This is a genomic window from Longimicrobium sp., assembly GCA_036389135.1.
Lineage (GTDB): Bacteria > Gemmatimonadota > Gemmatimonadetes > Longimicrobiales > Longimicrobiaceae > Longimicrobium.
The window spans coordinates 1-23,906 of the sequence record DASVQP010000048.1; the positions used below are offsets into that span (position 1 = coordinate 1).

At 67.8% G+C, this 23,906-nt stretch carries 16 protein-coding genes and 1 pseudogene; 12 read left to right on the forward strand and 5 right to left on the reverse strand.

All coding sequences use genetic code 11. The features are described from left to right. Positions 1–327, reverse strand: a 327-nt coding sequence (locus VF584_11570) for a hypothetical protein (protein HEX8210807.1), incomplete at its 3' end; no start/stop codon positions are given. Between the two features lie 1,024 nt (positions 328–1,351). Here VF584_11570 and VF584_11575 point away from each other — a divergent pair. The 8 genes from VF584_11575 to VF584_11610 all read left to right on the forward strand — a co-directional run bounded on the left by VF584_11575 (position 1,352) and on the right by VF584_11610 (position 8,919). After that, on the forward strand, positions 1,352–1,606 hold the full coding sequence (locus tag VF584_11575; GenBank protein HEX8210808.1) for a hypothetical protein: 255 nt from the start codon (positions 1,352–1,354) through the stop codon (positions 1,604–1,606). Further along, on the forward strand, positions 1,603–2,616 hold the full coding sequence (locus VF584_11580; GenBank protein HEX8210809.1) for an ATPase, T2SS/T4P/T4SS family: 1,014 nt from the start codon (positions 1,603–1,605) through the stop codon (positions 2,614–2,616). Before VF584_11575 ends, VF584_11580 begins: the two co-directional genes overlap by 4 nt. A gap of 44 nt (positions 2,617–2,660) precedes the next feature. Continuing rightward, positions 2,661–2,978, forward strand: coding sequence for a hypothetical protein (locus VF584_11585; protein HEX8210810.1), 318 nt, complete (start codon positions 2,661–2,663; stop codon positions 2,976–2,978). A 2-nt stretch (positions 2,979–2,980) separates the two neighbouring features. Continuing rightward, positions 2,981–3,328 carry a hypothetical protein gene (locus VF584_11590; protein ID HEX8210811.1) on the forward strand — a complete coding sequence of 116 codons (348 nt, stop codon included), beginning with the start codon at positions 2,981–2,983 and terminating at the stop codon, positions 3,326–3,328. Position 3,329: 1 nt separating this feature from the next. Further along, positions 3,330–5,873 carry a hypothetical protein gene (locus VF584_11595; protein HEX8210812.1) on the forward strand — a complete coding sequence of 848 codons (2,544 nt, stop codon included), beginning with the start codon at positions 3,330–3,332 and terminating at the stop codon, positions 5,871–5,873. Positions 5,874–5,990: 117 nt separating this feature from the next. Beyond that, positions 5,991–6,818 (forward strand): type IV secretion system protein, encoded by an 828-nt coding sequence (locus tag VF584_11600; protein HEX8210813.1) that lies wholly within the window; start codon positions 5,991–5,993, stop codon positions 6,816–6,818. A gap of 2 nt (positions 6,819–6,820) precedes the next feature. Then, positions 6,821–7,927, forward strand: a complete 1,107-nt coding sequence (locus VF584_11605) for a type IV secretion system protein (GenBank protein ID HEX8210814.1) — start codon at positions 6,821–6,823, stop codon at positions 7,925–7,927. 299 nt (positions 7,928–8,226) lie between these two features. Then, complete coding sequence (locus tag VF584_11610) at positions 8,227–8,919, forward strand: type IV secretion system protein (protein HEX8210815.1); 693 nt, start codon at positions 8,227–8,229, stop codon at positions 8,917–8,919. Positions 8,920–9,068: 149 nt separating this feature from the next. Here the strand turns inward: VF584_11610 and VF584_11615 are convergent, their stop codons facing one another. From VF584_11615 to VF584_11625, 3 genes are all read right to left on the reverse strand, one after another. Next, the gene (locus tag VF584_11615) at positions 9,069–11,165 is read right to left on the reverse strand and encodes a carbamoyltransferase C-terminal domain-containing protein (GenBank protein HEX8210816.1); all 2,097 of its coding nucleotides are present in this window, start codon (positions 11,163–11,165) and stop codon (positions 9,069–9,071) included. Positions 11,166–11,222: 57 nt separating this feature from the next. Further along, positions 11,223–12,137 (reverse strand): dihydrodipicolinate synthase family protein, encoded by a 915-nt coding sequence (locus VF584_11620; GenBank protein ID HEX8210817.1) that lies wholly within the window; start codon positions 12,135–12,137, stop codon positions 11,223–11,225. 68 nt (positions 12,138–12,205) lie between these two features. Then, positions 12,206–13,030: a hypothetical protein gene (locus VF584_11625; GenBank protein ID HEX8210818.1), complete on the reverse strand. Its 825-nt coding sequence runs from the start codon at positions 13,028–13,030 to the stop codon at positions 12,206–12,208. Positions 13,031–13,311: 281 nt separating this feature from the next. Here VF584_11625 and VF584_11630 point away from each other — a divergent pair, with 281 nt between their 5' ends. From VF584_11630 to VF584_11645, 4 genes and pseudogenes are all read left to right on the forward strand, one after another. Beyond that, a complete protein-coding gene (locus VF584_11630; GenBank protein ID HEX8210819.1) occupies positions 13,312–14,268 on the forward strand; it encodes a TrbG/VirB9 family P-type conjugative transfer protein in 957 nt (318 codons plus the stop codon). Further along, positions 14,265–15,665 carry a TrbI/VirB10 family protein gene (locus VF584_11635; protein ID HEX8210820.1) on the forward strand — a complete coding sequence of 467 codons (1,401 nt, stop codon included), beginning with the start codon at positions 14,265–14,267 and terminating at the stop codon, positions 15,663–15,665. Before VF584_11630 ends, VF584_11635 begins: the two co-directional genes overlap by 4 nt. 42 nt (positions 15,666–15,707) lie before the next feature. Continuing rightward, complete coding sequence (locus VF584_11640) at positions 15,708–17,747, forward strand: type IV secretory system conjugative DNA transfer family protein (protein ID HEX8210821.1); 2,040 nt, start codon at positions 15,708–15,710, stop codon at positions 17,745–17,747. Positions 17,748–18,219: 472 nt separating this feature from the next. After that, positions 18,220–18,848, forward strand: a pseudogene (locus VF584_11645) (N-acetylmuramoyl-L-alanine amidase). A 114-nt stretch (positions 18,849–18,962) separates the two neighbouring features. On the opposite strand, the gene VF584_11650 reads toward VF584_11645, so the two are convergent. Continuing rightward, positions 18,963–23,906 carry a hypothetical protein gene (locus VF584_11650; protein HEX8210822.1) on the reverse strand — a complete coding sequence of 1,648 codons (4,944 nt, stop codon included), beginning with the start codon at positions 23,904–23,906 and terminating at the stop codon, positions 18,963–18,965.

Here is a 23,906-nt window from a genome sequence, read left to right on the forward strand (position 1 = left end):
GCGGATCGCGCGGATGTAGTAGAGTTCCGCCCGCCACCCTTCGCCGGCCACACGGTTGGTCCGCGCCGCCACGAACGCCGCAGCAGCGTCCTCCGGTTCTACGGCGGCACCTGCTTCGGCAAAGTGGACTGCCGACGCCCCATACCCGGCGTTCTGTGCCCAGGATGCAAGCGCACGGCACGCGTCGCCCAGCCGCCCACGTTCGGGTGGTGTGGGGGAAGTCACCCGCATCAGGACGCGCAGGTCCTCCCGCAGCTCTGTCGCGGCATCCGCGAGTGCGGCTGCGCGTCGCTCCGCCACGGAGCGCGGCGCGCTGCGCGTGAACAACTGCGCTCGCGCGGACGGCGGACACCCCGCCCAAAGTTGCACTGCGCGACAGAGCAGGAAAAGCTCGACCCCCAACGCGCCTGGGATTTCACGAAGCACCTCCCAGGCGTCTCGCGGAAGCGGCGCAGCGGGCACCCGGTGCGGGCGCTTTCGGCCGACGCGGCCTGCCCTTCCTGTGCGGGAGTCTGGATCTGCCATCGCACACCGGACCGATTGAAAAAAGGCCGAAAGTCTCGGGCCCACTATAGCCGCCGTGTCTAGCTCGCGCCATGGGTCGTGACGCAACAGGACCGCAAGCCTCACACTCTAACTCTGTCAGGGGTCGTTAATTATGTGCACGCACGGGTGCTGATGTGGCAGCCGCACGCCCGAGAGCCAGGGAGCGAGGAGTGGTGGAACGTGCGGGGTGCGGCTGAAGGAATCGCTCGGCATCCGCAGATAAACGTCGTTTTCGGGAAAGCGATTTTAGTCAACGAAGTTATGGGCTCTGACCGTGGGGTATGCGCCACCGGCCGTGGCTACGACAGGCGTGAAGTGGGCGCGTATCGGTCCGGGTCGGTCAAGCCTGATCCCGGAGGTTCGCCATGCCGCAACCCGTCCCACCCTCGGCTCGATTCCATGCGATCTTGCTTGCGATCCCGCTTGTGCTTCTGGGTGCTGCGGGATGCCGGGATTCGATTACCCTTGATCCAACCGCGCAACGCCCGACCGGACCGTCTTGGTGTAGTGCCGTCAAGGTCTTGTTTGCCTTCGAAATTTTCTCCAGGATGGCTCCACAACGTGTGGCGCACACGTTCGCGCGAACGCACCACCCGGTGTTTTCTTTTTTGGATATATCCACCTAACGATCGCGTCGATAAACTCGCCTGCCTCTGTCCTCCGCCTGACACATATTCCCGCCACTCGGCGTCACCCTCGTTCCAAGAACCGTTCGCCGAAGGTCGCGGTATCTGGTAAGCGGCACGATCGACGTGCCGGAGCATCCCAGCCAGAAAGCTATGGAGCCGTGCCTTCCGCATCGCGCATGAACGTCAGCATGCCCCCCGAGATCCGGCAGCTCATCAAGCAGGGGGCGATCAGCACTGCGGCACTCGAACGGGAGAGCGTGGACGACTCCGCGTGGATCGTCCGTGCCGTCTGCGAGAAGCTGGTGCGCGAGTGGGACAGCCTCCACCTCGGCGTCGGGGTGCCCGATCTCGTCCGCGACCTGGCTTCGCGGCCCGCTCCCGCTCGCATCGAGTTCGGCGCTCGGCCGGTCGCGCTGTCCATGGCCGGATGATGACGGCGGTGGCGACCGAGGTGCGCGCGGCCCGTGGCATCGTGGGGGGCGAGGACGATGAGGCCGAGTCTCTCGAATACGAGTACGCCGTCCAGATGCAGCGGATCCTCGGTGCCGAGGTGATGGCCGTGTTCGACCGGCACGGGACGTCGGAACTCTACGCGAACCCGGACGGCAGCGTGTGGTCCGTGGAGCAGGGCCGCGGTCATTCGCCGGCCGGGCTTACGCTGCGGGCGCCGGAGATCGAGGCGTTCCTCAACGTCGCCGCTGCGCGGCTCGGAGAGACCATCACGCCCCAACACCCGCATCTGCAGGGCGAGCTACCGCACCCCGTGTTCGGGGGTGCCCGGCTTCAGGGTGTCGTCCCGCCGATCACCGGGGGGCCGATGTTCAGGGTGCGGAAGCGGCCGAGCGAGGTGATCCCCCTGGAGCGCTACCTCGCGGACGGGGTGATGACGCGGGAGCAGTACGACGCGATCCGCTGGGGAATCTCGCAGGACTACGGGATCGTCGTCGCGGGCCCGACCAGCTCGGGGAAGACCTACCTGCTGAACTCTCTCCTGCGGGAGCAGGCACGGGCCATGGTCTCGCCGAGCGACCCCGTGTTCGTGCTGGAGGACACCGTGGAGGCGCTCAGCGAGGCGCCGAACACCGTGTCGCTCCGCACGACGCCGGAGTGCGACTTCGACATCCTGCTCTTCATCGCCCTCCGCTGCACGCCGAAGTACCTCCACGTCCCGGAGTGTCGGCGGTTCGCCTCCCAGATGCTGGAAATGTGGTCCACCGGCCACCCCGGCTTCTGCACCGTCCACGCGTCCTCCGCGGAGGGTGCGCTGGAGCGGCTCGGCCGCCTTGCGCGGCGGGATACGGGTCGAAACGAGGGCTGGCTGGTCGCCAGCGCGGTCCAGCTAGTCGTCGTGATCAATCCCACGCCGACCGGCCGGCGCGTCACCGAGGTGGCGCAATGCACTGGGTACCGGAAAGGCCGGTACCTGCTCACGAGCCTCTGACGCCAGGGCGCTCGACACCCACTCCACATCAGCGAAAAAGACCCATGCTCCGTCTCAACCGCACCCTGGTGGTGGCCCTCGCGTTCGCCATGCTGATGGCCGCCCTCCTGCCCGCCGATCTGTTGGCGAGCACCACCGTCCCCGAGCCGTTCGGGTTCATCAACGGATTGGCCACGTTCATCCGCCGCGCGGCGGTGCCCACCATCGTGCTCGCGCTGATGATCGGCGCGCTCGCGTGGCTGTTCGCGAAGAACGGCGAGGGGATCGTGCAGTGGGCCGGGAAGGCTTTCGTCGTGCTGGCGATCATCCTTGGCGGCGGGACGCTGCTGGCGACGATCGGGTTCCAGGGCGCGGTCTACTAGCCGTGGCCTCGCGCAGGGACGTCGAGCTGGAGCGGCGGCCGATTCCGGAGCCCATGTACCGGACGCCGCTCTTTCTCGGAATGCCGCAGCACTACCTGATCGTCTGGCTCGCAACACTCGCCTCCAGTGCGGTCGCGATCGGAAGCGGGACGCACTTCCTCCTCGGCCTGGCTGCGTTCGTGTGCGGGATGGCGCTGGTGCATCCCAAGCTCGCGCGCGCGTGCGAGGAGGACGCGCTCGCATTTGACGTGTTCTTCCACTGGCTCCTCCACGAGCACCCGTACTCGGAGCCGCACCCGTCCATCTGGGACGCGCCCGACCGGGTTCGCCCCTCCATCCCTCAGCCCTGACGTGGATCCCTTTTTCGCAGCGGCGTGCTTCGGCGGCGGCATGGCGGCCATGCGCGGGTTCGACGCGGTACGCATTGCCCGCGCGGTTCCGCGCGGGCTCCCCGGCAGCCTCCCGTGGGCATACTTCGTCGCGCCCGGCGTGGTGCAGCTGAAGGACGGCGCGTTCCTCACCGGTTTCCGCTACAGGGGACCGGACACGGCCTCCGCCACCAACGCGGAGCTGAACGCCCTCGCCGCGCAGATCAACCGCGCCATCTACCCGTTCCACGACGAGTGGATGTTCCACTTCGACGCGGTGCGCCGTCGGTCGTTCGAGTACCCCGCGGCGGGAGCGTTTCCCGATCCGACCACCTGGGCGGTGGACGAGGAGCGGCGCCGGGAATACGCCCGCTCGGGCCGGAAGTTCGAGACGGAGTGCGTCGTCTCGCTCACCTACAGGCCGCCGCCGGACACGGCGGCGAAGGTCCGACGCTGGTTCGTTCGCGGCGAGGCTGCGACGACTTCGTGGGACCGGCATCTCCAGCGGTTCATCCAGGATGGCGCGGAACGCCTCACCGACCGTCTCGGCGCGCGGCTGAACCTGGAGCCGATGGGCTCGGACGAGTTCCTCTCGCATCTGCACTTCTGCCTCACCGGCCTGGAGCACCGCGTGCTCGCGCCGCCCGACGCGAGCCATCTGGACTGGGTTCTCGGGAGCCAGGAGTTCGTCCGAGGGACACGGCCGAGGGTGGGCGACAAGCACGTGTACGTGGTCTCGATGTTCGGCTTCGCGCCGGAGTCGTGGTCGGGGATCCTCGACCCCCTGTCGAAGGTGGGCGCCGCCTACCGTTGGAACACGCGGGTGATCCCGCTCGGGTACGGGCCGGCGTCCCGGATCCTCGGGCGCATCCGGGACGCGTGGTTCAAGAACCGGAAGGGCGCGTCGACCCTGACGGCGGGAATGCTTCAGAGCGGCGAGAAGACGGCGCAGCAGGTCGAGGACGACAAGGTCTTCGAGAACGTTCACTCACGCCACGCCGCCGCGCGGCTGAGCGACGTTCTCGGAGCGCTGCAGAGTGGGCGCGGCCGCGCGGCGCTCTACACGTCCACCCTCGTGGTCCACGGGGACACCGACGCCGAGGCGTGCGACGTGGCGCGGCAGCTGATGCACCAGGTGAACGAGCGGGGGTTCACCGCGCGCGTCGAGGGCCTTCATGCCTGCGCGGCGCTTTTCTCGTCGCTCCCGGGCGATGGCTGGCACAACCTCCGCCGGCCCCCGCTGCCGACGGAGAACATCGCCGATCTCCTGCCGGCGACGATGTCGTGGGCGGGGATGCGGCACGTGCCCTCGCCGTTCTTCCCCGTGCGCAGCCCGGCGCTCGCGTACGTGGACACGGACGACGCGACACCGTTCCGGCTGAACCTCTACCACAAGGACGTCGGCCACACCCTGCTCGTCGGCGCAACCGGCGCCGGCAAGAGCACGTTCATGGGCTTCTGCGTCGCTCAGTTCATGCGCTACCCGGACGCTCAGGTGTTCTGGTTCGACAAGGGTTACTCCGCGTTCGTGCTGACCGCCGCGATGGGCGGGCGGCACTACGACATCCGGCCGAAGCCGGACCCGAGGACGGGTCTGCAGTTTCAGCCGTACGCGCTGGTGGATCGGCCGGAGGAGCAGGTCTGGGCCGCCGAGTGGACGGAGATCGCCGTGGCTCTTCAGGGCGTCGAGCCGACGCTCGCGAAGCGCCAGGCCATCCAGCGCGCGCTCAGGGTGCTCGGGGACCGTCCGCGCGAAGAGAGGACGATCCGCGCGTTCGTGATGCACGTGCAGGACCTGGAGATCCGTGCGGCTATGGAGCAGTACACGGGCACCGGTCCCTACGGGTTCCTCCTGGATGGCGCGGAGGACGGGTTCGCAGCCGGTTCCGTGCACACCTTCGAGATGCACCGCCTGATGGCGATGGGCGACCGCATCGTCGTCCCAACCCTTCTGCACCTCTTCCGGCAGATCGAGCTCCGCCTGCGTGCCAACCGGCCCACGTTCATCGCGATCGATGAGGCCTGGGAGGCGCTGATGCGCTCGCTCTTCGCGAGCAAGATCGAGGAGTGGCTGCGGACGATCCGGAAGGCGAACGGCGCGCTGATGCTGGCGACGCAGGACCCGGCCGACGTTGCCAAGTCGGAGCACCGGGACGTGATCCTGTCCAGCTGCCCCACGATGATTTTCCTGCCGAACAAGAACGCGGTGAGCGAGGACATCGCCGAGCTGTACCGCGCATACAGGTTGAACGACCGCGAAGTCGAAATCGTCGCGACGGGCGAGACGAAGCGGGACTACTTCTTCAAAAGCCCCGACGGGAGCCGCCGCTTCGAGCTGAAGCTGGGGCCCGTCGCGCTTGCGTTCCTGGGCTCCCGACCGGGGTCTACGACGGCGGCGACCGTCGAGCGGGCGAAGCGGCTGCAGGCGCAGCACGGGGATGAATGGCCGCGCGTTTGGCTGGAGGAGGTCGGCCTCGAAGCCGAAGGCGCGGAGATGTACCCCGCCACGGCCGCCAAGGCGGCCTGAACCCTTCCGACCAGAAACAGAAAGGCGACCATGATCAGGAAATACGGACAACTGCTCCGCCTGGACCACCTCCGCGGTCCGCACCCCACCGGGTTGCGGACCGCGGTGCTTTTAGGGGTGCCCCACGCGCCCCGGCCGCCCTCGCTGCGCCGCATGCTGTGCGCGTTCGTCCTGGCGGTCACCGCGATCGCGGCCGTTCCAGGGCCTGCGCACGCGATCTTCGGGATCGGCGACGTCGTCTACGATCCGGCGAATCACGCGAATTCGATCCTCCGGTACGGCCAGCTCATCCTCCAGGCCAACCAGATGGCCCGCCAGGTGGTCGTGGCGACCCGCCAGGCGAACCACGTCATCCAGCAGGCCCGGGGCTTCAGCATCGGCAGCCTCCGCATCCCCTCACTCGGCAGCGTTCTCGATCGGATCGACGGACGGTACGGCGCCGGGGAGAGCCTGGGCTACGGGAACAGCCAGGTCGACCGGCTCTTCCGGAGAACGTTCCCGCGTGTCGCGGAATGGAATCACCGTGCAGCGGGCGACCAGGCGGCGGCTGCTCGGGAAGCCGCGTACAACGTGCTGCTGAGTGCGCGCGACCACCATCTCCAGCTCGACCAGTCGCAGCGGCGGCTGGACGACCTGAAGCTCCAGCTCACCACCGCGAGCACGGACCGCGAGGTCGCCCAGATCCAGAACCGGATCGCGGCGGAGCAGCTCGACCAGCAGCTCCTCCAGCGGAACATGGAGATGGGCACCGCCAACATGCAGGCGGTGGACGTCGCGCTGCGCGCGGACCAGGCGGCGCGCACGGCGATGGAGGACACGGCCGGCGCGGTCTATTCGGCGTACCAGCAGAGCGTCCACGCGGCGGCGGAGCACCGTGTGCGAGCCCGCGAGGACAGTATCCAGCGGGCGCGGGCGGGGCGCCAGCGCACGACGGCGCGGCCGTAGGGATGGCCTCCACGCTCCGCAGACGGGCGGTGGGTGCCGGCCGCGTCCTCCGGGCGCGGCCGGTGCTTGGCGTCGCGATAGGCGTCGGCGTCCTGGTGGTGCTCGCCAGCCTACTCCCCGGGGAACTGGCGGCGCAGGCATCGCGAGTCCGGAACACCGACCTGGAGGCGATCTTCCGCGCCCGCCAGCAGCAGTGGGTGCAGAACGCCCAGAACGCGCTCCTCGGTCTCTTCGGCGGGCTGCTGGTGCTCGAGATCTCCTATTCCAGCATCAAGTGGCAGAAGGACCGGCTTGGGGTCGACCAGATCCTCTACTCCTTCCTGTGGAAGGTCGGGGCGGTCGCCGTGATGATGCTGTTCTTCCGCTTCCCCCACCTGACGACGGAGCGCGTGATCGATGCGTTCGCGCACCTGGGAGGAATGGTGGCGGGGCGGGAAGGCATGGCGCTCACGCCCACGGAGATCGTGACACAGGGCGGTGAAATCGCGCAGCGCGTGGCGGATCAGCTCCACGTGGAGCAGGGGATGCCGCTGCAGCCACCGGAAGATCAGGGGCTGTTCACCCGCTTCTCCAGCTGGGTGAACGGGGTCTACAACGCGTTCGGCATCGGGCTGGTCAACGCGATGTTCTCCATGCTGTTCTCGGCCCTCGTGGTGCTGCTCGTCGTCCTCGTCGTGCTGGTCGCGTACTTGGTGATCGCCCTTCAGCTGCTGCTCGTGAAGCTGGAGGCGATCCTGGTGCTGAGCACGGGGATCGTGTTCATTCCGTTCGGCTCGTTCCGCCTCACCGCAGGGCTCGCCGAGGGATACTTCAAGTACGCGTTCGAGGTTGCCGTCCGGTTCTTCTTCCTGCAGGTGATCGCCGGGGTCGGATACGACCTTTTCGATGCGCTGTACGAGCTCTCGAAAGGTCTCCTGAAACACGACGCGTCTCGGGGGGAGATGCACTGGGTGCTGAACCCGCCGTTCCTGGACTGGCAGGTCGCGATCGCACTGGTGTTCGCGGCCGTGGCGTTCGGATACCTGGCGTGGAAGATCCCCGGCACGGCAGGGCGGCGCATCTCCTCCGAGGTGCGGATCGGTCTTGCGGACGGGCTCCGCGGGAACTGACCTGCGCCCGCGAGCGAAAGACTCCTTCGATGACGGCCGGTGGCCCGCTGGCGAGCCCCCGGCCGTTCAGCGCTTCAAGAACCGTTCGGCGACCGTCACGGTATCTCGCCAGAGTAAGGTAGCGCGTCCTCCAGCCGTAGCCGCCCCCCCAAGGCGGCACCCACACGCCCTCTACCCGAATTCACGTGTCGCTTTTCAGGAGTCGCGGAAGATCCTCAACGCCGGTGCGCGGGGGCGAAGGCGAGCAGGGGCCGTACCGTTCGCGGTACGACATCGCACGCGAAGGTTACGAGATGCGCGTGTCCCAGCTCGCGCGCGCGCTGGACCAGTCGAGCCTGAAAAATTACCTGTCGGCCCTCGGCAACATCGTCCTCGGCATCGGGATCGTGATGATCGCCCTGCGCGGCGGCGTGCGGCCGATCTTCATCCCCTACGACCAGTTCGGACGGGTGATTCAGTATGAGGATCTAAGCCGTTTCAAAGAGCCCTCACGCGCTACCGTCGAGTCAGAGCTAGGGGAGTGGCTCGTGAACGTGCGCGGGATCTACTTCGGTGATCCGGTCGCGCAGATGGATCGAGCCCGGTCGGCAAAATGGTTCCTCACTCCGGCGGCCGAGGAGTGGCTGAAGCAGTATTACGACGCTCCCAACCGAAATCCCCGCCAACTCCTGAGCGAGCTTTCACGGACGGTGGAGCTCGTGAGCATCTCCAAGGATCCGGACCGCCCGCTGTGGTATCTCCAGTGGCGTGAACTCGACACTGCGGCGGGTGGGGGCGCGGTCGAGTCGATCTGGCAGGCAACTCTCAAGATTGACTTCGTCCCCGGGCGAACGGAGGAAGCCGTGTGGGCGAATCCCGCGGGCATCCGGATCTCCGCGATCGAATGGAACCGCCTGCGCGAGCGAACCACTACCCCCGCCTCCGCTGCACCCCCGCCGCCGCCGGCCACGCCGATCCCGTCGCCGGTCGATTCGACTGCGGCCGGCGGGTGATCAATCAACTACCACGACCAAGCTTCCAGACGGCTCCGCTCCTCGCAGGGAAAGTTGTCGCACGTACAACGGCGGCGGCTTCTTGGGCTTAATCCTCCCCAGTTTAGCAGCCTCTATTTACTTTACACATTTCCTCCCGTGAAAGTGCACTAGGTTGATGCACCGCACGTGGCCTGAGTCAAATCCCTCTCTCGCTTGATGTGGTCACAGTGCGTCCGGGATTGCAGCAGCACCGCCCTTTGCGACCAGAGCCCCATCAACTCGCCCATCGCGTCGGTCCATTCCGCTTCGGATGGAAACGCCGCTTTCCCGAGTACCTGATCCACCCGGCATGCCTCGTTCACCAGCGCAAGCGCGGCGAACATGGTTTGTGAGATCGGGATGTGCGTTCTCGTGAAATGGCGGGACGCCGTAGACTCGAGGGCGTAAAGCACGGCGCGCGTGCCCGCTTTTTGTCGAGTGCGCCGCACGAGCTTCCAGTGGTCGGGCACCGTCACGTCCAACGGAAGCACGAGGTCGTACCGCTCGTCAATCCTCTGTTTGCGTACGATGAAATTGCCGACGACGAGCACGTCAAGGTCCGTCGTCAAAAAGCATGTGACGGCGTCATTCACGGAGTCGACGATCGGCTCCACGTCATTGTTGAACGACGTGTTGAGCACGGCGGGCACGCCCGTGAGGGTCTGGAACTCGCTGATAAGGCGCCAATACAGCGGGTCGATTTCCCGGGAGACCGTCTGGACACGGGCCGAACCGTCCACGTGGGTCACCGCCGCCAGACGCGCGCGAGCTGAAGGTTTCACCTGAAGCGTGAACGTCATGAACGACAGGTTGGCCCGGCTTCCCGGCAATTCAATCAGACCTTCGACCTCTTCCGCGAGGATGGAGGGAGCGAATGGTCGGTACGCTTCCCGGCGCTTGATCATGCGATTGATGCGCCTGCTGTTCTCCGGCGGTCGGGGATCCGCCAGGATGCTGCGGTGGCCCAACGCCCGCGGTCCAAATTCCGCACGCCCCTGCACCCATCCGATGACGAGGCCGTCGGCCAACAGGCGAGCCGCCTTGCGAGGAACATCGGGGTGCCGGCTGATGTCCAGCAGCGCACCCCATCCCTGGAGTGTCTCCTCGACTTTCAGGTCGTCGCCAACCTCGGCGCCAAAGAAGATGTGGGCGAGCGGCGCGCGTATGGGATCACCCTGAGTGGACTCGTGCGCGGCCATCGCCGCACCAAGCGCTCCACCTGCATCGTGCGCTGCGGGCTGCACGAATATGGAGGCAAAGCCTCCTTCGCGGAGCAGCCGCCCGTTGAGCGTGCAGTTGTGCCCCACGCCTCCCGCGAGGCAGAGGTTGGCTTGATGGCTGCGCTCGCGGTGATGCGAAAGAACGTGCAGCACGATGGTTTCGAGTGCACCCTGAAGGCCGGCCGCGAAATCTTTGTGCAACCGGGTGAACGACTCACCTCTTCGCCGCGCGAGCCTGAGGAGCCCACTGTCCACCATCGCGCTCCAGCGGTCCACACGGCTGGCGAGCTCGAACTCTCCGGCAGGGAGCAGCCGGTACATCGACGTGAAGAGATCCTTGAAACGCTCAGCGTCGCCGTATGGAGCCAGTCCCATGACCTTATATTCATCGAACCGGTTGTATCCGAGAAACCGGATCATGTCCGAATACAGGTTGCCGAGCGAGAGCTCGACTGGGTATTCCCGGATCGTCTCTATCCCGTTCATGTCACCAACACCGATCATCCCCGACAAATTGTCGCCCGAGCCGTCGAGGGACACCACAAGGCTTTCATGAAACCCCGAGTGCCTGAACGCGCTCCACAGGTGTGCGCGATGGTGATTGCAGAAGAACAAGCGCGCGGATACGTCTACGCCGAACTCCCGGTCGAAGATGTCACAGATCACCTCGCGTACGCTGTACGCCTGTTGGCCGGGATCCTCGAGAAACGCGTTGACCGACGGCAGACCCGCGTCCGCTGGAAAGACCTGCCGCGTCCGCTCTTCGAAATTCAACGCGATCAGGTCGACCGATCGGAGATCCACGCCCCCGATCTCCAGACACCGCCGGATCGCGTGGGCGGGAAAACAATTCGAGTGCTTGATCCGGTTCAGGCGCTCTTCCTCGACCGCGCTTACCACGACACCATCCCTGAGCAGCACGGCGGCGCCGTCGTGGGTGGACCACCCGGGTGCCGCATCTTGGTCGCTGCGCAGGATTCCCCCATGCCAGCCGAGTATTAACATTGCTTTATATTCTCCTCAAAACCGAGCTGCGGGACGTATGATGACGGGGTTCCGGCCTCAATCGTAAAGATCGCGCACGTCGGTCAGGGTAAGGACATCCGCGAGGTCGTCCAGCAGCACGACGTCCATCTCCATCGCGGGTTGCCGAAGCGATGCGAAATCGATGAGCCCACGCTGCCTGAGGATTTCCTTCCGGATTGCGAGACCGATCTTTGGCTGTCCCTCGAATACGAGGAGCGGGAGATACTTGGCATAGACCGCCGCCGCTCCGGCCCGGTCGTGGGCATTCCAGCTTCGCAGGATCTCGAGCAGGATCTCGGGATAGGCGAAACCGGTCATCGTGCCGCTCGCGCCACGCCGCAGTTCATCGAGGAAGTAGACCCCGCCCATTCCGCCTAGAATGGTCCTGCCCTCGTCGAGAAGCTCGCGCGTCTGGTGGATCCGCCACGGTGTTGGAACACTCTCGAGCTTGATCGTGCAGATCTGGGGAACCGCCCGGAGCAACTCCGCCATTTCGGCCGGCGTCAGGTGGACCCCCGAGGCCTCGGGATAGTCCTGAAGCACGATGCTGATCCCAATGGCATCTGCAACGCGACGAAAACAGTCCACGAGTGGCGAGCCCCCCTGTATGCCGCGCGGCGGCGCGATCATGACGCTCGCGGCTCCCGCCGCCTCGGCGGCGACGGAGGCGGCAACTGTCACGTCGAGTTGCATGCTGGAGGTACCCACCACGACGGGTACGCGTCCCCGCGCGACATCCAACGCCACCGATACGATGAGGGCACGCTCGTCGGTCGATAGCTTGGGCGCTTCGCCGGCGACTCCCAAGACGGTCACGCCATCGACCCCCGTCTCAATCGTCGAATCGAGCAAGCGGCGCAGGCTTCCCTCGTCAACCCGACCACGTTCGTCGAACGGAGTGATAATGATGCTGTATATACCCGACAGGCCCTGCACCATAGAAATATCCATGTAAAGGGATCTCCTGGGTTACGCCGCCGCGCGGTGCCGAGCGAGGCTGCTGATTCGTGGATGTGCTCTTAACGGCCGCGTCCGACAACGAGTGCGGGGGGGAAGCTTACCGAGTATTTGAGCTGTTCCGTGGAAAGGTCGATGATTTCCTGCAGTCGCTTGGAAGGAAGGCGGTAGATCACCTGCACGTCTGTCGTCTCTACGACCTCGGTATCGTCGAAGATGGTGAAGTTGCGATCGAGTCGCCGCGTAGGAGTCACCGTGTCCGTCTGAAGGTCCTCGAGCCAGATGATCCGCACCTCGATTCCTGCCTCCGCCTGCTCTTCGAGAATACTGGTACAGTCCGAGTTCCACACTCCGCCGGGGTCGATCACTTGGACGCGGGTCAACAAAAAGGTACGCACGAATTTTACGCCGCTGCTGCGCCGTCGCCTGCTCACCTCAATGATCGACCTGAACCTCGCCGAGGTCGCCCACCTCGTCAGGTCGTCGACGGTTCTGCTGACGTTCGACGCGTAAACGCGCCGTTCCGCACGCTCGTAAAGGACGGGTATCCGAACCGCCGCGATGTGCGAGGGCACCTCGCCGGCGCTTAGCCGCTTCGCGAGCGAGGTGATCTCACCTTCCAACTGGGCATCGTTGATCTCGGCGCAGAGCCGATAGAGCTCCATCGCCCGGCGGAGTTCCTCCACGATGTGTTGCTGTGCCTCTTTGATATCCGTTTGTAGACGCTGCTCGATCAGCGTCAGAGCGACGGACACGGAGGTGCCCGTTGCGAAGACGACAAAGCTGTCCTTGTCGTCCAGCTTGAGGAGCACGCTCGCGATCAGCGTAAGCACGACTGTCGCGAAAAAACTGATGATGGGAAACAGCGCCTTATTGGACTCCTTCACTAGCTGCCTCGTTGAACGCGACCATGGATTTTAAGAGGGTACTTTCGATCAATATCACATTCCGCCCGTTTCACCGCCAGTCCGGGGTTCGTTCATCTGCGCATGCGTTCGAGGTGCCCGCGGAGGAAGTCACGGTCGTGGAGTGATCCTGACCGTCACGTCAGGAACGAAGGGTTCGTCGCTTCAAGAACCGTTCGTTGGAGGTCACGGTATCTCGCGGGAGAGCCCGTCACGACACATGGCGGCGGGCGCGGGTCTCCGCGGACTCCACGCACAGGCAAATGAACCGAATTCTCCGATTGGCCGCGGTCGCGGTCGTGTTGATCCTCCCCCCGCGGCTGGACGCCCAGCCGGACACTCCGGTCGTGCAACCGCCCCGCGCGGCGACGGCCCGTCCCGTACAGGAGGACGCCGCCGTCATCGCGGCGACGCGGGAATTCCAGCGAAGCGGCCAGGCACGCGCCCTCCGCGTGGGTTCCTATATGGTCTATCCGTTCGGGCAGACCCAGCCGCGAGTGACGTGTGCCCCGCTGCGCGCGTGCAACATCCAGTTGGAGGAGGGGGAGCGCCCGCCCCCCGGGACCTCGGAGTTCAAGCCGTTCACTGGCGACCTCGAGCGCTGGTTCGTCGGTACGACTCCCGGCCCGCGCAATACGACGCTGGTGGTAGTGCAGCCCGCCGACTGCAACCTGACCACCAACCTCACCATCCCGACCGATCGGCGCATCTATCACCTCACGCTGGACTCCCCGCCGTGTGCCGCCCGCGACACGGCAGGGCAGAATCCCGACCTCCCATACAACCGGATCGTCCGCTTCTACTACCCGGAGGAGCTGATGCGCCGGCTTGCCGCCGACGAGGAGGCGCAGGTGCAGGAGGCCGAGGCCGAAAGCGCACGGCAGGTCCAGGTGTCGGCCACGCCGTTCGATCCGGCCTCGCTCGACTTCGCCTACTTCATGTGCCGCGACCGCGGCTATCCGTGGCGACCCGACCAGGTCTTCGCGGACGCTGAGCACACCTACATCAAGCTCCCCGCTGCGGGCGTGCCCGGAGAGGTCCCGGTGCTCTTCGAGGTGGGGCAGAGGGGAGAGCTGGTGCTGATCAACTACGCCGTGCGGGGAGGCTTCTACGTCGTTGACCGCGTGTTGCGGCGCGGTGTGCTGGTGGTCGGCACCGGGCGCGAGCGCGAGGAGCAGCGGCTGCTGATCACAAAGGATCGGAGGGAGTGCAGCCGATGAGCACCCCTCCCGAGGATCGCCCGACGGTGCCCGTGGTGGAGGACGACGCGGATGTAGGACGCTCGATCCAGGTTCAGGAAGCGAACGAGCCGAGGGTGGACGACACTCCGGTCGAGGAGGGCCCGAGGCGCAGGCTGCTGGTGGTGCTCGCGGCCGTCGTTGGGGCGCTGCTGCTCTGGCTCCTGTTCCGGTCGGTCCCCGCCGAGCCGACTCCCGGCGCCTCCGAGACCGGTGCAGAAAGCGAGGCCGTAGAGGACATCGCGAACGCGTCCGATCCGAGCTGGATGAACGCGGACACCGCGAGGCGTGTCGGCGCCGCTCCGGGCCAGGTGGTACCCCCGGTCTACGGACCCGCAGGTGCGGGCCCGGCCTATGGGCAGGTGCCGGGGGACAGTGCCGCGGTTCCACCCGGTGCCCCGGCCGCTACCCCTGACGCGGAGGCCGCGCAGGCGGAAGCGCCGGATCCGCGCCGTGAAGCGTTCCTTTCCGCCCTACGATCGAAGCCGCTGCAGAGCGGAGCGAGCTTCGGTTCCGACGCTCCGGTGCAGGCCGCCGGCTCGACCACGGGTGAAATTCCGCCGCCTCCGAGCATGGAGGAGATGCAGGCCACCGCCGAGGCGGAGGCAGTCCGGCGATCGAGCCCGTCCGCCGCTACGACCGGGTTCAGGGCCGGCGGCGCGGGAACGCCGCCGTACGTCGACTACAGCGCGCCCGAGCCGGCGCGCACCGGGTCACGCTCGTCGTACATGAACGGGGGTCTCGGCCCCGCACCGCAGGCTGCCGCCCAGCATCGAATGGCACCGCGCGCCGCCGCGGGCGACGGAGGCCAGGTGGTCATCCCGGTCGGAACCATCATCGAGGGGCAGCTCCACACTGCCGTCAACTCGGACCGCCCGGGCAACGTCGTCGGGATGGTCACCCGCAACGTGTACAACGCGACCCAGCGCGTGGTCGTGGTCCCGATGTACAGCTGGCTTTTCGGGACCTACGAGAGCGACGTCGCGGCCGGCCAGGCGCGGCTGGTTGTCCAGTGGACCGCGATTCGGTTCCCCAGCGGCGAGACGTACGACCTGCCCGCGCTTCGTGCGGGGGATCGCACCGGGGCAAGCGGCCTCCGCGGCCGCGTCAACAACCACTACGGCACGATCTTCGGCCACGCGCTGCTCTCCTCCGTGGTCGCCGGCGCGTTCGTCGGGCGGAGCGACAACGGCGACGCGGCTACTCGTTCTAGGCGTGAGGCCATCGCGGATGCCACCGCCGGGCAGCTCGGCCAGACCGCCAGCGAGGTGACGCGGAGGAACCTCGACATCAAACCCACGATCACCGTACCGCGGCTCACGCGATTCTCGATCATCCTCGATCGCGATCTGGTGTTCACTCCGCCTTCCGCCCGGTAGGCGCGCTCCCGGCCACTCAGAAAACTCACGAAGTCGATCCACGTGTCCACACCCGACGAGCTGCGTTTCAAGAAAACGCGGCATGGCCCCCCTGTGCACCCATACGCGGTGGCGGGGATGATCGTCGCCTGCGTTGCGGTGGGTTTTACCGCGGCTACGCAGTACGCCGCGGACCGTCTCGGCTACCACCCGAACCTCGGGCCGCCGCTTTACCCGGCAGACAGCTACTCGCCGTTCGTTTGCCTGGCAACGGCGATCGTCTCGGCTGCTCTCGCCGCTGCGTGCGCCCGCTCTCCGAGCACCAGGCGAGCCTCGCCGGTGCTTGGCATGGTTGCCATTGCCGGGTTTGCCGCTGCGCGCGGGCCCTTCTACGCGCCGGGGCGGGTCATCCAGTGGGGGATGGAATACCACAGGGTGACGTCGGCCGAGCCCAGCCAATGGGAGCAGCTGAGGCCCATCTTCGACGGCGCCTATCCGGTGGGCGTCGCGGCATTCTTCGTCGCGCTCTGCGCCCTTGGGTACGGGTTCTTTGGCTCGTCGGTCAAGCACGCGTCTAACGCGCACGGAACGGCAGAGTTCGGCACCGGGGCGGAACTCCTTATCGCGCCTGAAGAGGAGCTTCGCCGGAAACTCGAGCCCCGAAAGGCAGCCGAATCCGGGGTGATGGTCGGGCGGATGCCGCCACGACCGGGTGGCTGGTCAAGGCGTGGGGCGGTGCAGCCGGGCAGCCTCCTCTGGTACGACGGCCCCAGCCACATCCTCACGATGGCCCCGACGCGGAGCGGCAAGGGCGTGGGCGCCGTCGTTCCCACGCTGCTGCGCTACCCCGGCTCCGTCGTCTGCATGGACATCAAGGGGGAGAACTTCCACGTCACGCACGCCCAGCGACTTCGGGACGGTGGCGAAGTATTCGTGCTCGATCCTTTCCGCGTAACGGGTGACGATCACAGCCTCCACGCATTTGCGAACCCCCTGGATACGATAGACACGCGCGGCGTCGGGGCCAACCGAGCTCTGGACGACTGTAAGACCCTGGCCGAAATGCTCGTAGCAGAGGAGGGAAAGGAGAACAAGCACTTCTCTGACGAAGGGCGGTCCCTTCTTGCCTGCTTCATGCTCTATGTGTGCGACGAATATCACAGTGAGCGGCACGAACGCACCCTGATGAAGGTGCGTGATCTCCTCACACTGCCGGCGGAGAAATTCGCGCGGCGGCTGGAGCAGATGGCCAACAGCAACAATCCTCTCGTACAGAGAGGAGTCGCGCGGCTGCTGCAGAAGGAGGAGCGCGAGCGCACCGCGGTGATCAGCACCGCTCAGCGGGGAATCGACTTCCTCGATTCCATCCCGATGGCCAACGTGCTTGTCCCGCCTGCCGGCTCCGCGCTGGAAGAGGCGGCGGATACCGCGCATCCACGTCAGGTGAACCTCGCGCTGCTCAAAACCGATAAGCCGATGACGATCTACCTGGTCATCCCCCCGGAGGCACTGAAGACCCACGCGGCGTGGATCCGGATGATGATCGCCTGCATCAACAACATGATCACGCGCATACCTGGCCGCCCGACTCACCGCATCTTGATGCTGCTGGACGAGTTTGCGCAGCTCGGCCACATTCGCCCGGTCGTCGAGGGCATCAGCCTCGTCGGCGGATACGGGGTGCTCTTCTGGATCATCATCCAGGACCTCGCGCAGTTGAAGGGGCTGTACAAGGACAACTGGGAGACGATCTTCGCGAACTGCGACGTGAAGCAGTGTTTCGGCACCAACGACTGGAGCACGGCCGACCTGCTCTCCAAAATGACGGGCGAGACGACGGTATTCACCGAGAGCGGCTCATCCGGCAAGGGGCGCAGCTACGGCAAGAGCTCAGGGCACTCGACCAACTACGGAGAGTCCGTCTCGGAAAAGGGACGACGACTGGTCATGCCGGACGAAGTCATGCGCCTGTCGCCGAGCAAGCAGCTCCTCTTCGTGAAGGGCAGCGCGCCGCTTCTGGTCAACAAGATCAACTACCTGACCGATCCTGAATTCCGGCGCTCCGGGAACAACATGTTCGGGGCGAATCCCATGTACTCTTAGAACGCCGACGATACGTTAATCACTGGTGTGGCCCCGGGTGGTGGCGGGGAGGAGCCGACCAAGGCCATGTGAAACGCCGGTCGGCTTCGGATTTCTTGCGAACGGCGGCGGCCATATTTGCAACGGGTCGCCGAGGTTGTACGCCCATCGTGTGCGGGGACACACGGCGCAATGGAGCCCCGATCCGAGACGAGCGGAGGTGCGCGTTCCGCGACGGGCCGATCTGTCTGCAACTTCCAGTTCCTCTCCGACAAGGATGCCTTCGACAATGAAGCTACAGATGGACCTTAACCTTCTGCCGGACCTATCCACCGGCTTAATCATTCGGCGGCTGTTACAGTGACTTGGTTGGCTAATTTCGCATCGTCGAGTTGCGCGACACGTGAGCGGCTGCGCGGAGAATTTCAGGCGCTCGGCCATCAAGTCCTGGATAGGACCGCTAAGTGCGATCATCCGGCTATGGGGGGGCAACATGAAAGTCGTCGTAATCGATCCGGGGCATGGGGGTGCGGCGAAGGTCGGGAAGTCCAGCGCGAATAACGCGACCGGGCCGGGCGGCACGAAGGAGAAGACGTTGACGCTCGATCTGGGGCTGCGCCTGTTCGACGCGCTTCAGGGCCACGGCCATGAGGTGGTCCTCACGCGCGACGCCGACGTGAACCTGGACCTGAAGGACCGCGCGGCAGTGGCCGCCCACCGCAACGCGGCTGCGTTCGTGTCGTTGCACTTTAACGGGAACGCGAATCCTGCCGTCCAGGGCACTGAGACCTGGGTCCACAGCGCGGCTGGCGCCGACAGCGTCCTCCTCGCCCCAGCGTCCAGCAGCGACTGGTCGCGGCGAGCGGCTACGCGGACCGCGGCGTGCGTCGGAAGGGATTGGGCGTTCTCAGCCCGCTGTTCCACGACCTCGACACCGCCGCCTGCTTGGCCGAGGTCAGCTTCCTGACTGACCCGGCCGACGAAGCGCGGCTCGGTGGCTCCGCATACCGCGCCTCCCTCGCACAGGCGATCGCACAGGCGATCCTCGATTTCCTCAACGGCTCGTCCTCGGCCGTCACCCCGATCGACGACGGCGACCCGGACGGCGACGACGACGCCTGACCCCTCCTGCCTCCGTTCACCCGGGCTCCGGCGCCGCTGGCGTGAAGGGGACCGCCTGCGGGTCTGGCTCCGATGCTCCGCCCCGCTTCGCGCGGGCTTGGTCCAGCATTGGCTTCAGTTGCCGCCGCCGATCGCACCGGAGACGCGCACGATCCGCAGAGGCGCGTCCTCGCCGTCCGGACCGAACATCCGATCCACCAGATCGCCGCCGTGGACTGGGTCCGGGAGCGGCACCCCGCCGGCCGGCGGGGTGCGCGGCGCCTTCTGCACCTCCACGATGCGCAGGCACAGGTCCGCATTCGCGAGGCCGGCGGGGAGCGCGACGGCCTCGGGGATCTGGCACCCTCCCCCGCGCAAGGGCTCGAGCGCCACGAACCTTTCCTGCTCGCGGCCTAGCACGTCACGGATGCGCCGGGTGACCACGCCCCAGAGCTGGAACGGCTCCGGCGGCGGCGCCAGCTCCACGTCCACGTCCTTGTTCTCGTGCTCGTGCCGCAGCTGCAGCTGCACTCGGCGGCCCGCCAGCACCAGGTGGAGGTCCGCCAGCCCCACTTGCGGCTTTTCGGCTCCCTGCAGGGTGCGCACGCTGTACCGCGAGGCGTCGGGGAGGAACTGCACCCAGTACGGGAGCGTCCACTCGCTGTGGGCGGGGCTCTTCGTCCCCTGGATGCTCCTGGGCGGCAGCATCCGGCGGAAGCGGAGCTTGATGAAGTGCCAGGAGAGGTCCAGCCGCTCGCCGGTGCCCTGCAGGGTGGGCGGCGGCTCGGCCTCCAGCACGAACGACGAGTGGACGAACAGGGGCGCGTCGCTGTCGGTATCGAAGGTGTAGCCGATCGGCCCGCGCAGCTTCAGCGCGGCGCCCGCGTGCTCCACACCGTCCACCGCGGGCGCGTCCATGCTGAACCCGCGGAGGTCCCACCGCGCCGCATCCAGTCCCTCGTGGGTGAGGATCGGGTCCGCTCCCATCTCCAGCCTCCCCTCCGTCTCGCCCGTGACGGGGTCGCGGGCGATCTCGACGGAGGCCTCCAGCTTCTCGGGAAAGCCATATGCGTCGTACCACGTCTCGTTCAGCACCACGAGGAAGCCGAGCCGGGGAGGGGGAGCCGCTCTGTCCTCGCCGCGAGCCTGCCCGGCGGCCTCGGTGAGCGGCACCACGATGCGCACCAGCGGGGGCGAGACCGGCTCGCCGACGCGCGGACGGGCGCGCGCCAGCCCCCGCCGCCAGGGGTCGGGCAGATCCGGGTGGCAGTGTCCACTCTTCCCCGTGCCTGCCGCGAAGAGCGCGTCGTAGCGGCTGTAGGCGCGCACGGCGAAGCGGTAGTAGCGCGCGCGGCGGTCGCCCCCGAACTCCTCGCGGAAGAGCGGCGGGTGCGGGGGGACCCGCACCGCGCCGCCGGCGTCTCCCGGCAGCGTGACGTCGCCGCGGCTGCGACGGTAGCCCGGCGGGTCCGTGAAGCTCACCTCCGCGGCGGTGAGCAGGTAGTCGAAGGGGGTGCGGTCGCTGAAGGCCCCCACCTCCCACCGCATGGCCTCGCTCAGGGCGGGGCTCTCCGCGTCCGGGTCGGGGTCCAGGGGGGCGGGCTCCAGCGGCGGCTCCTCGCCGCCGACTCCGCGGCCGTTCCAGCGCCACAGTTGCCGCTTCAGCTCCACCTTCTTCAGCAGCGGCGCGACGTCTTCCATCCCGGGCGACGTGGGATCCAGCCGGACCGTGACGGCGCGCCCGGCCCCGTCCACCGCCACGTCCAGCGCCCTCCAGAGGTCCGTCGAGTCGGGCATCTTCGACGTGGCGCCCTCGATGAGCAGGCGCAGCGGCGAGAAGCACTGCACCGTGGCCCCCGGGATGCCGGGGTCCTCGAAGTGCTCGGCGTCGCGCAGCACAGTCGGGCCGAGCTTCGCCGTCTCGGGGACGGTGGCCCAGATGCGCAGCTCCCAGATCTCTCCCTCGGGAACGCGCACCCCCACCTCGCCGGAGCCGTTCAGATCCATCCCGGCCGGGGTCCCTTCCTCTCCGAGCATGCAGGTCACCCGCAGCGCGGGGGCCTGCTCGGCCTCGAGACCATCGAGCGCGGGTGCGGCGCGTGCCACCCGCCGCGCTGGCACCGCCATGGGGCTCCGGGCGTAGAGCGGGAAGAGCTGGAAGAAGAAGCCGTCGACGGCCGGGTCGTCGAGCGTGGCGTCGGGGGAGTTCTGGCCGCGCGGGGCGGCGGAGCGCAGGGCGTTCTCGCGGTGGACCCCCGCCCACACCTTCCGGCGCTGCTCCAGGGTGCGTTCGCCGCCGGCCACCCAGCGGTCCCACGTGAGCAGGTCCGCGGCGGGCTTGCGGACACCGAAGGTGTAGCGTCGCGCGTTGGTCTCGTCCGGCAGGGCGCGCCCGTCGTTCCAGAGCAGCGCCAGGGGCGCGTCGCCGCCCGGCTCCTCCTGCTCGCCGGGCACCGGGGGGAGCCTGTGGAGCGGGGGCTCGACTTCGCCCTTCATCCCGCCCAGGTTCCCCGCCAGATCCCGGGCGAGCGGCACGACCTCTTCGGGGTAGCGGGGGAGCGGGAGCGTTTCCATCACCGGCTTCCTCCCCTCCGCCGTGGGCGACTTCAGGCCGCCCCAGCGCACCCGTCCTACCCGCACGCGGCGGTCGTAGAGCACCTCGCGCACGTAGGAGCGGGGCGGCTTCGCGGCGTCTCCGGGAAAGGCGAAGCCGTCTGCGCCCACGATGCAGGTGGGGTCTTCGGGGTCGGCGAGCGCGGCCGGGAGGGCGCCGCCCGTGCCGATCAGGAAGGGGAGGATCTCGTAGCGCGCGCCGAAGCGGAGGGCGGGGAGGAAGGCCCACGCCGCCACCGCGCGGTCACCCTCGGAATTGCCGAGCTCGGGCGCTTTGTGCTCGAAGAGCTCGGCGTCGCCGGCCTCCGGCGCGGCGGCGGCCATCTCGACCGGCCCCGCGAGCTCCGTGGCGGGGCTGTCCGCGATCAGCGGCTGGTTGTCGTAGGTGACGAAGGCCTGCCGCAGCTCGCCCTGGTACTGCAGCCGCCAGGGCGCCACCACGTTCTCCACCGCCAGGAGGCCCTTCGCTTCGGGGAGCCTGGGACCGTAGTGGACGTCGGCCAGGTTCAGGCAGCGCCACCGCCCCGCGTCGCCGAGCCCCGGGGCGCCGGCCACCACCTCGCGCATGAGCACGCCCACGCCCGCCACCTGGCGCAGCTCGTCCGTCCAGTCGGCCTCGGCTTCCGCTTTCGTCCCCGCTTCGCTCCCGTCGAGGCCCGTGGCTCCAGCCAGCCGGGCCACCTGGATCGTCACGCCGGTGGGAGTCTCGGTCGCCGGGGGGGCGGCGTGGTGGAGGGGCGAGAGCGCACGGCTCTCGGCGAACGCGCGTCCGGTGGCGCGCAGCCACCGCGGGAGCACGGCGGGGAGTTCCGCGGGCGCCGTGCGGGGGCGGCGCCGGGCGTACTCGGCGCCGAGCGCCGCTTCGCCCTCCGCCACTCCCTCGCCCTCTGCGGGAGCGAGCCGGAACCGCGCGCGGAAATGGGCCCGCAGCCAGGCGCCGGCGCCCTCCGCCAGCGCTTCGCGCTCGCTCTCGCCCGTGGGCACCGGGCGCAGGATGCGCCCCCAGGCCGAGGCGAAGCTGGCGCGCAGCAGGCGCTCGCGCAGCCGGACCTCCGGCACCACCTCCCGCCGGAGCGGGCCGGCGACGTCCGTCCAGAACGCCTCGGCCTCGGCGCTCCCGGAGATCCCCTTCTCCTTCGCGAACCTCACCGCCCGCTCCCACTGGTGCAGGAGGAGCGCGCCGGCGACCTCCTCGCGGGCGAGGACGCTCTGCAGGTGGTCCAGCTCGTCGACGGCGCGGCGGCGTTCCCCCGCTAGGAACCGGGCCACCTCCTCGCGCTCGTCCGCCAGGATCCCGAGGCCGGCCAGCTCGGGGACCGCCTCCACCAGGAGCCGCCGCCAGCGCTCCACCTGGTCCTCATCACGTGTCCAGAAGACCTGCTCGAAGTGCTTCAGCGCGTCCAGGAACGCCTTCAGGCGGGCGTCGGACGAGGGGTCTGGCCGCAACCGGCGCAGCAGGTCCTCCGCCACGCTCCCCCGGCTGCGGGCGGGCTCCAGCGGGAGCAGTCCCGTATCCGCGGTGTCGCGCAGCGCCGCCAGCACGGCGTCGCGGTACGGCGTGCCGAGCGGCACCTGGTCGTGCTCGCGCGCGAAGTCGACCAGCCGCTGCGCCAGGTCGAACCCGTGCGCCAGGCGGGTCTCCAGCTCCACGCTCCAGTCGCCCGAGTAGGCCGACGCGTGGCCGGCCTCCTCCGGCGGCTTCTTCACCCAGTACCGCGCCACGTCGAAGAAGTCTTTCTCCGCGTCCTCCTCCTCTTCCTGCAGCGCCTTGTCCTTCCAGGGGAAGGGCGGAGAGTACGCGCGCAGGGGCGGGCCGCCCTCCCCGGAGGTGCGCTCGAGCTCCCAGGTGAAGATGCCGGTCGCCTCCAGCGGCTCGGGGTCCACTTCCGCGACCGGGGCGTGCTCGGCCAGCATGGGCGCGGCGAACAGCTCGGTGGCGTCCTCCAGCTCCGCCTCCTTCACCGTGAAGATGCAGCAGAGCGAGAGGGCCCGGGGGAGGGGCGCGGGGTAGCGCATGGCGTTGGCCAGCAGCGCGTGCCACTTCGGGCGCTCGCCGAGCGGCGACTCGGCGGTGACCGGCCTGGGCTCCCAGGTGAACGGCCCCGGGTCCTCCGCCCCCGCCTTCCCGCGCAGCCCCTCGAAGCGCTCCACCAGCACCCGGCGCAGCGGCTCCTCTTCCACGGTGCGGGAGTCGCTCCGGCGGATGCGGACCACGTCGCCGCGCACCGGCGGCTTTCCTTTTCCGCGCCAGAGGAGTACGCGCTCCCACGCGCCCGCGTGGTCCTGCGGTGGGTGCAGCCCCCAGGCGGGCGACCATGGCTGCAGGAGCGGCTCCCACTTCGGGTCCCACGGCTCGTCCCCGGTCACGTCCACCAGCACCGGCGTGACGTTGAGGCTGAAGTGGAGCACGTCCTCCCGGTAGCGGGGGAGCGACTCGAGGTGGCAGAGAATCCCGATGCGTGCCAT

Bases quoted from the DNA above. Each gene is read 5' to 3' on its own strand.
- VF584_11575 (HEX8210808.1), top strand. From the start codon at position 1,352: ATGAACGTCAGCATGCCCCCCGAGATCCGGCAGCTCATCAAGCAGGGG.
- VF584_11580 (HEX8210809.1), top strand. From the start codon at position 1,603: ATGATGACGGCGGTGGCGACCGAGGTGCGCGCGGCCCGTGGCATCGTG.
- VF584_11585 (HEX8210810.1), top strand. From the start codon at position 2,661: ATGCTCCGTCTCAACCGCACCCTGGTGGTGGCCCTCGCGTTCGCCATG.
- VF584_11605 (HEX8210814.1), top strand. From the start codon at position 6,821: ATGGCCTCCACGCTCCGCAGACGGGCGGTGGGTGCCGGCCGCGTCCTC.
- VF584_11615 (HEX8210816.1), bottom strand. From the start codon at position 11,165: ATGTTAATACTCGGCTGGCATGGGGGAATCCTGCGCAGCGACCAAGAT.
- VF584_11620 (HEX8210817.1), bottom strand. From the start codon at position 12,137: ATGGATATTTCTATGGTGCAGGGCCTGTCGGGTATATACAGCATCATT.
- VF584_11630 (HEX8210819.1), top strand. From the start codon at position 13,312: ATGAACCGAATTCTCCGATTGGCCGCGGTCGCGGTCGTGTTGATCCTC.
- VF584_11635 (HEX8210820.1), top strand. From the start codon at position 14,265: ATGAGCACCCCTCCCGAGGATCGCCCGACGGTGCCCGTGGTGGAGGAC.
- VF584_11650 (HEX8210822.1), bottom strand. From the start codon at position 23,906: ATGGCACGCATCGGGATTCTCTGCCACCTCGAGTCGCTCCCCCGCTAC.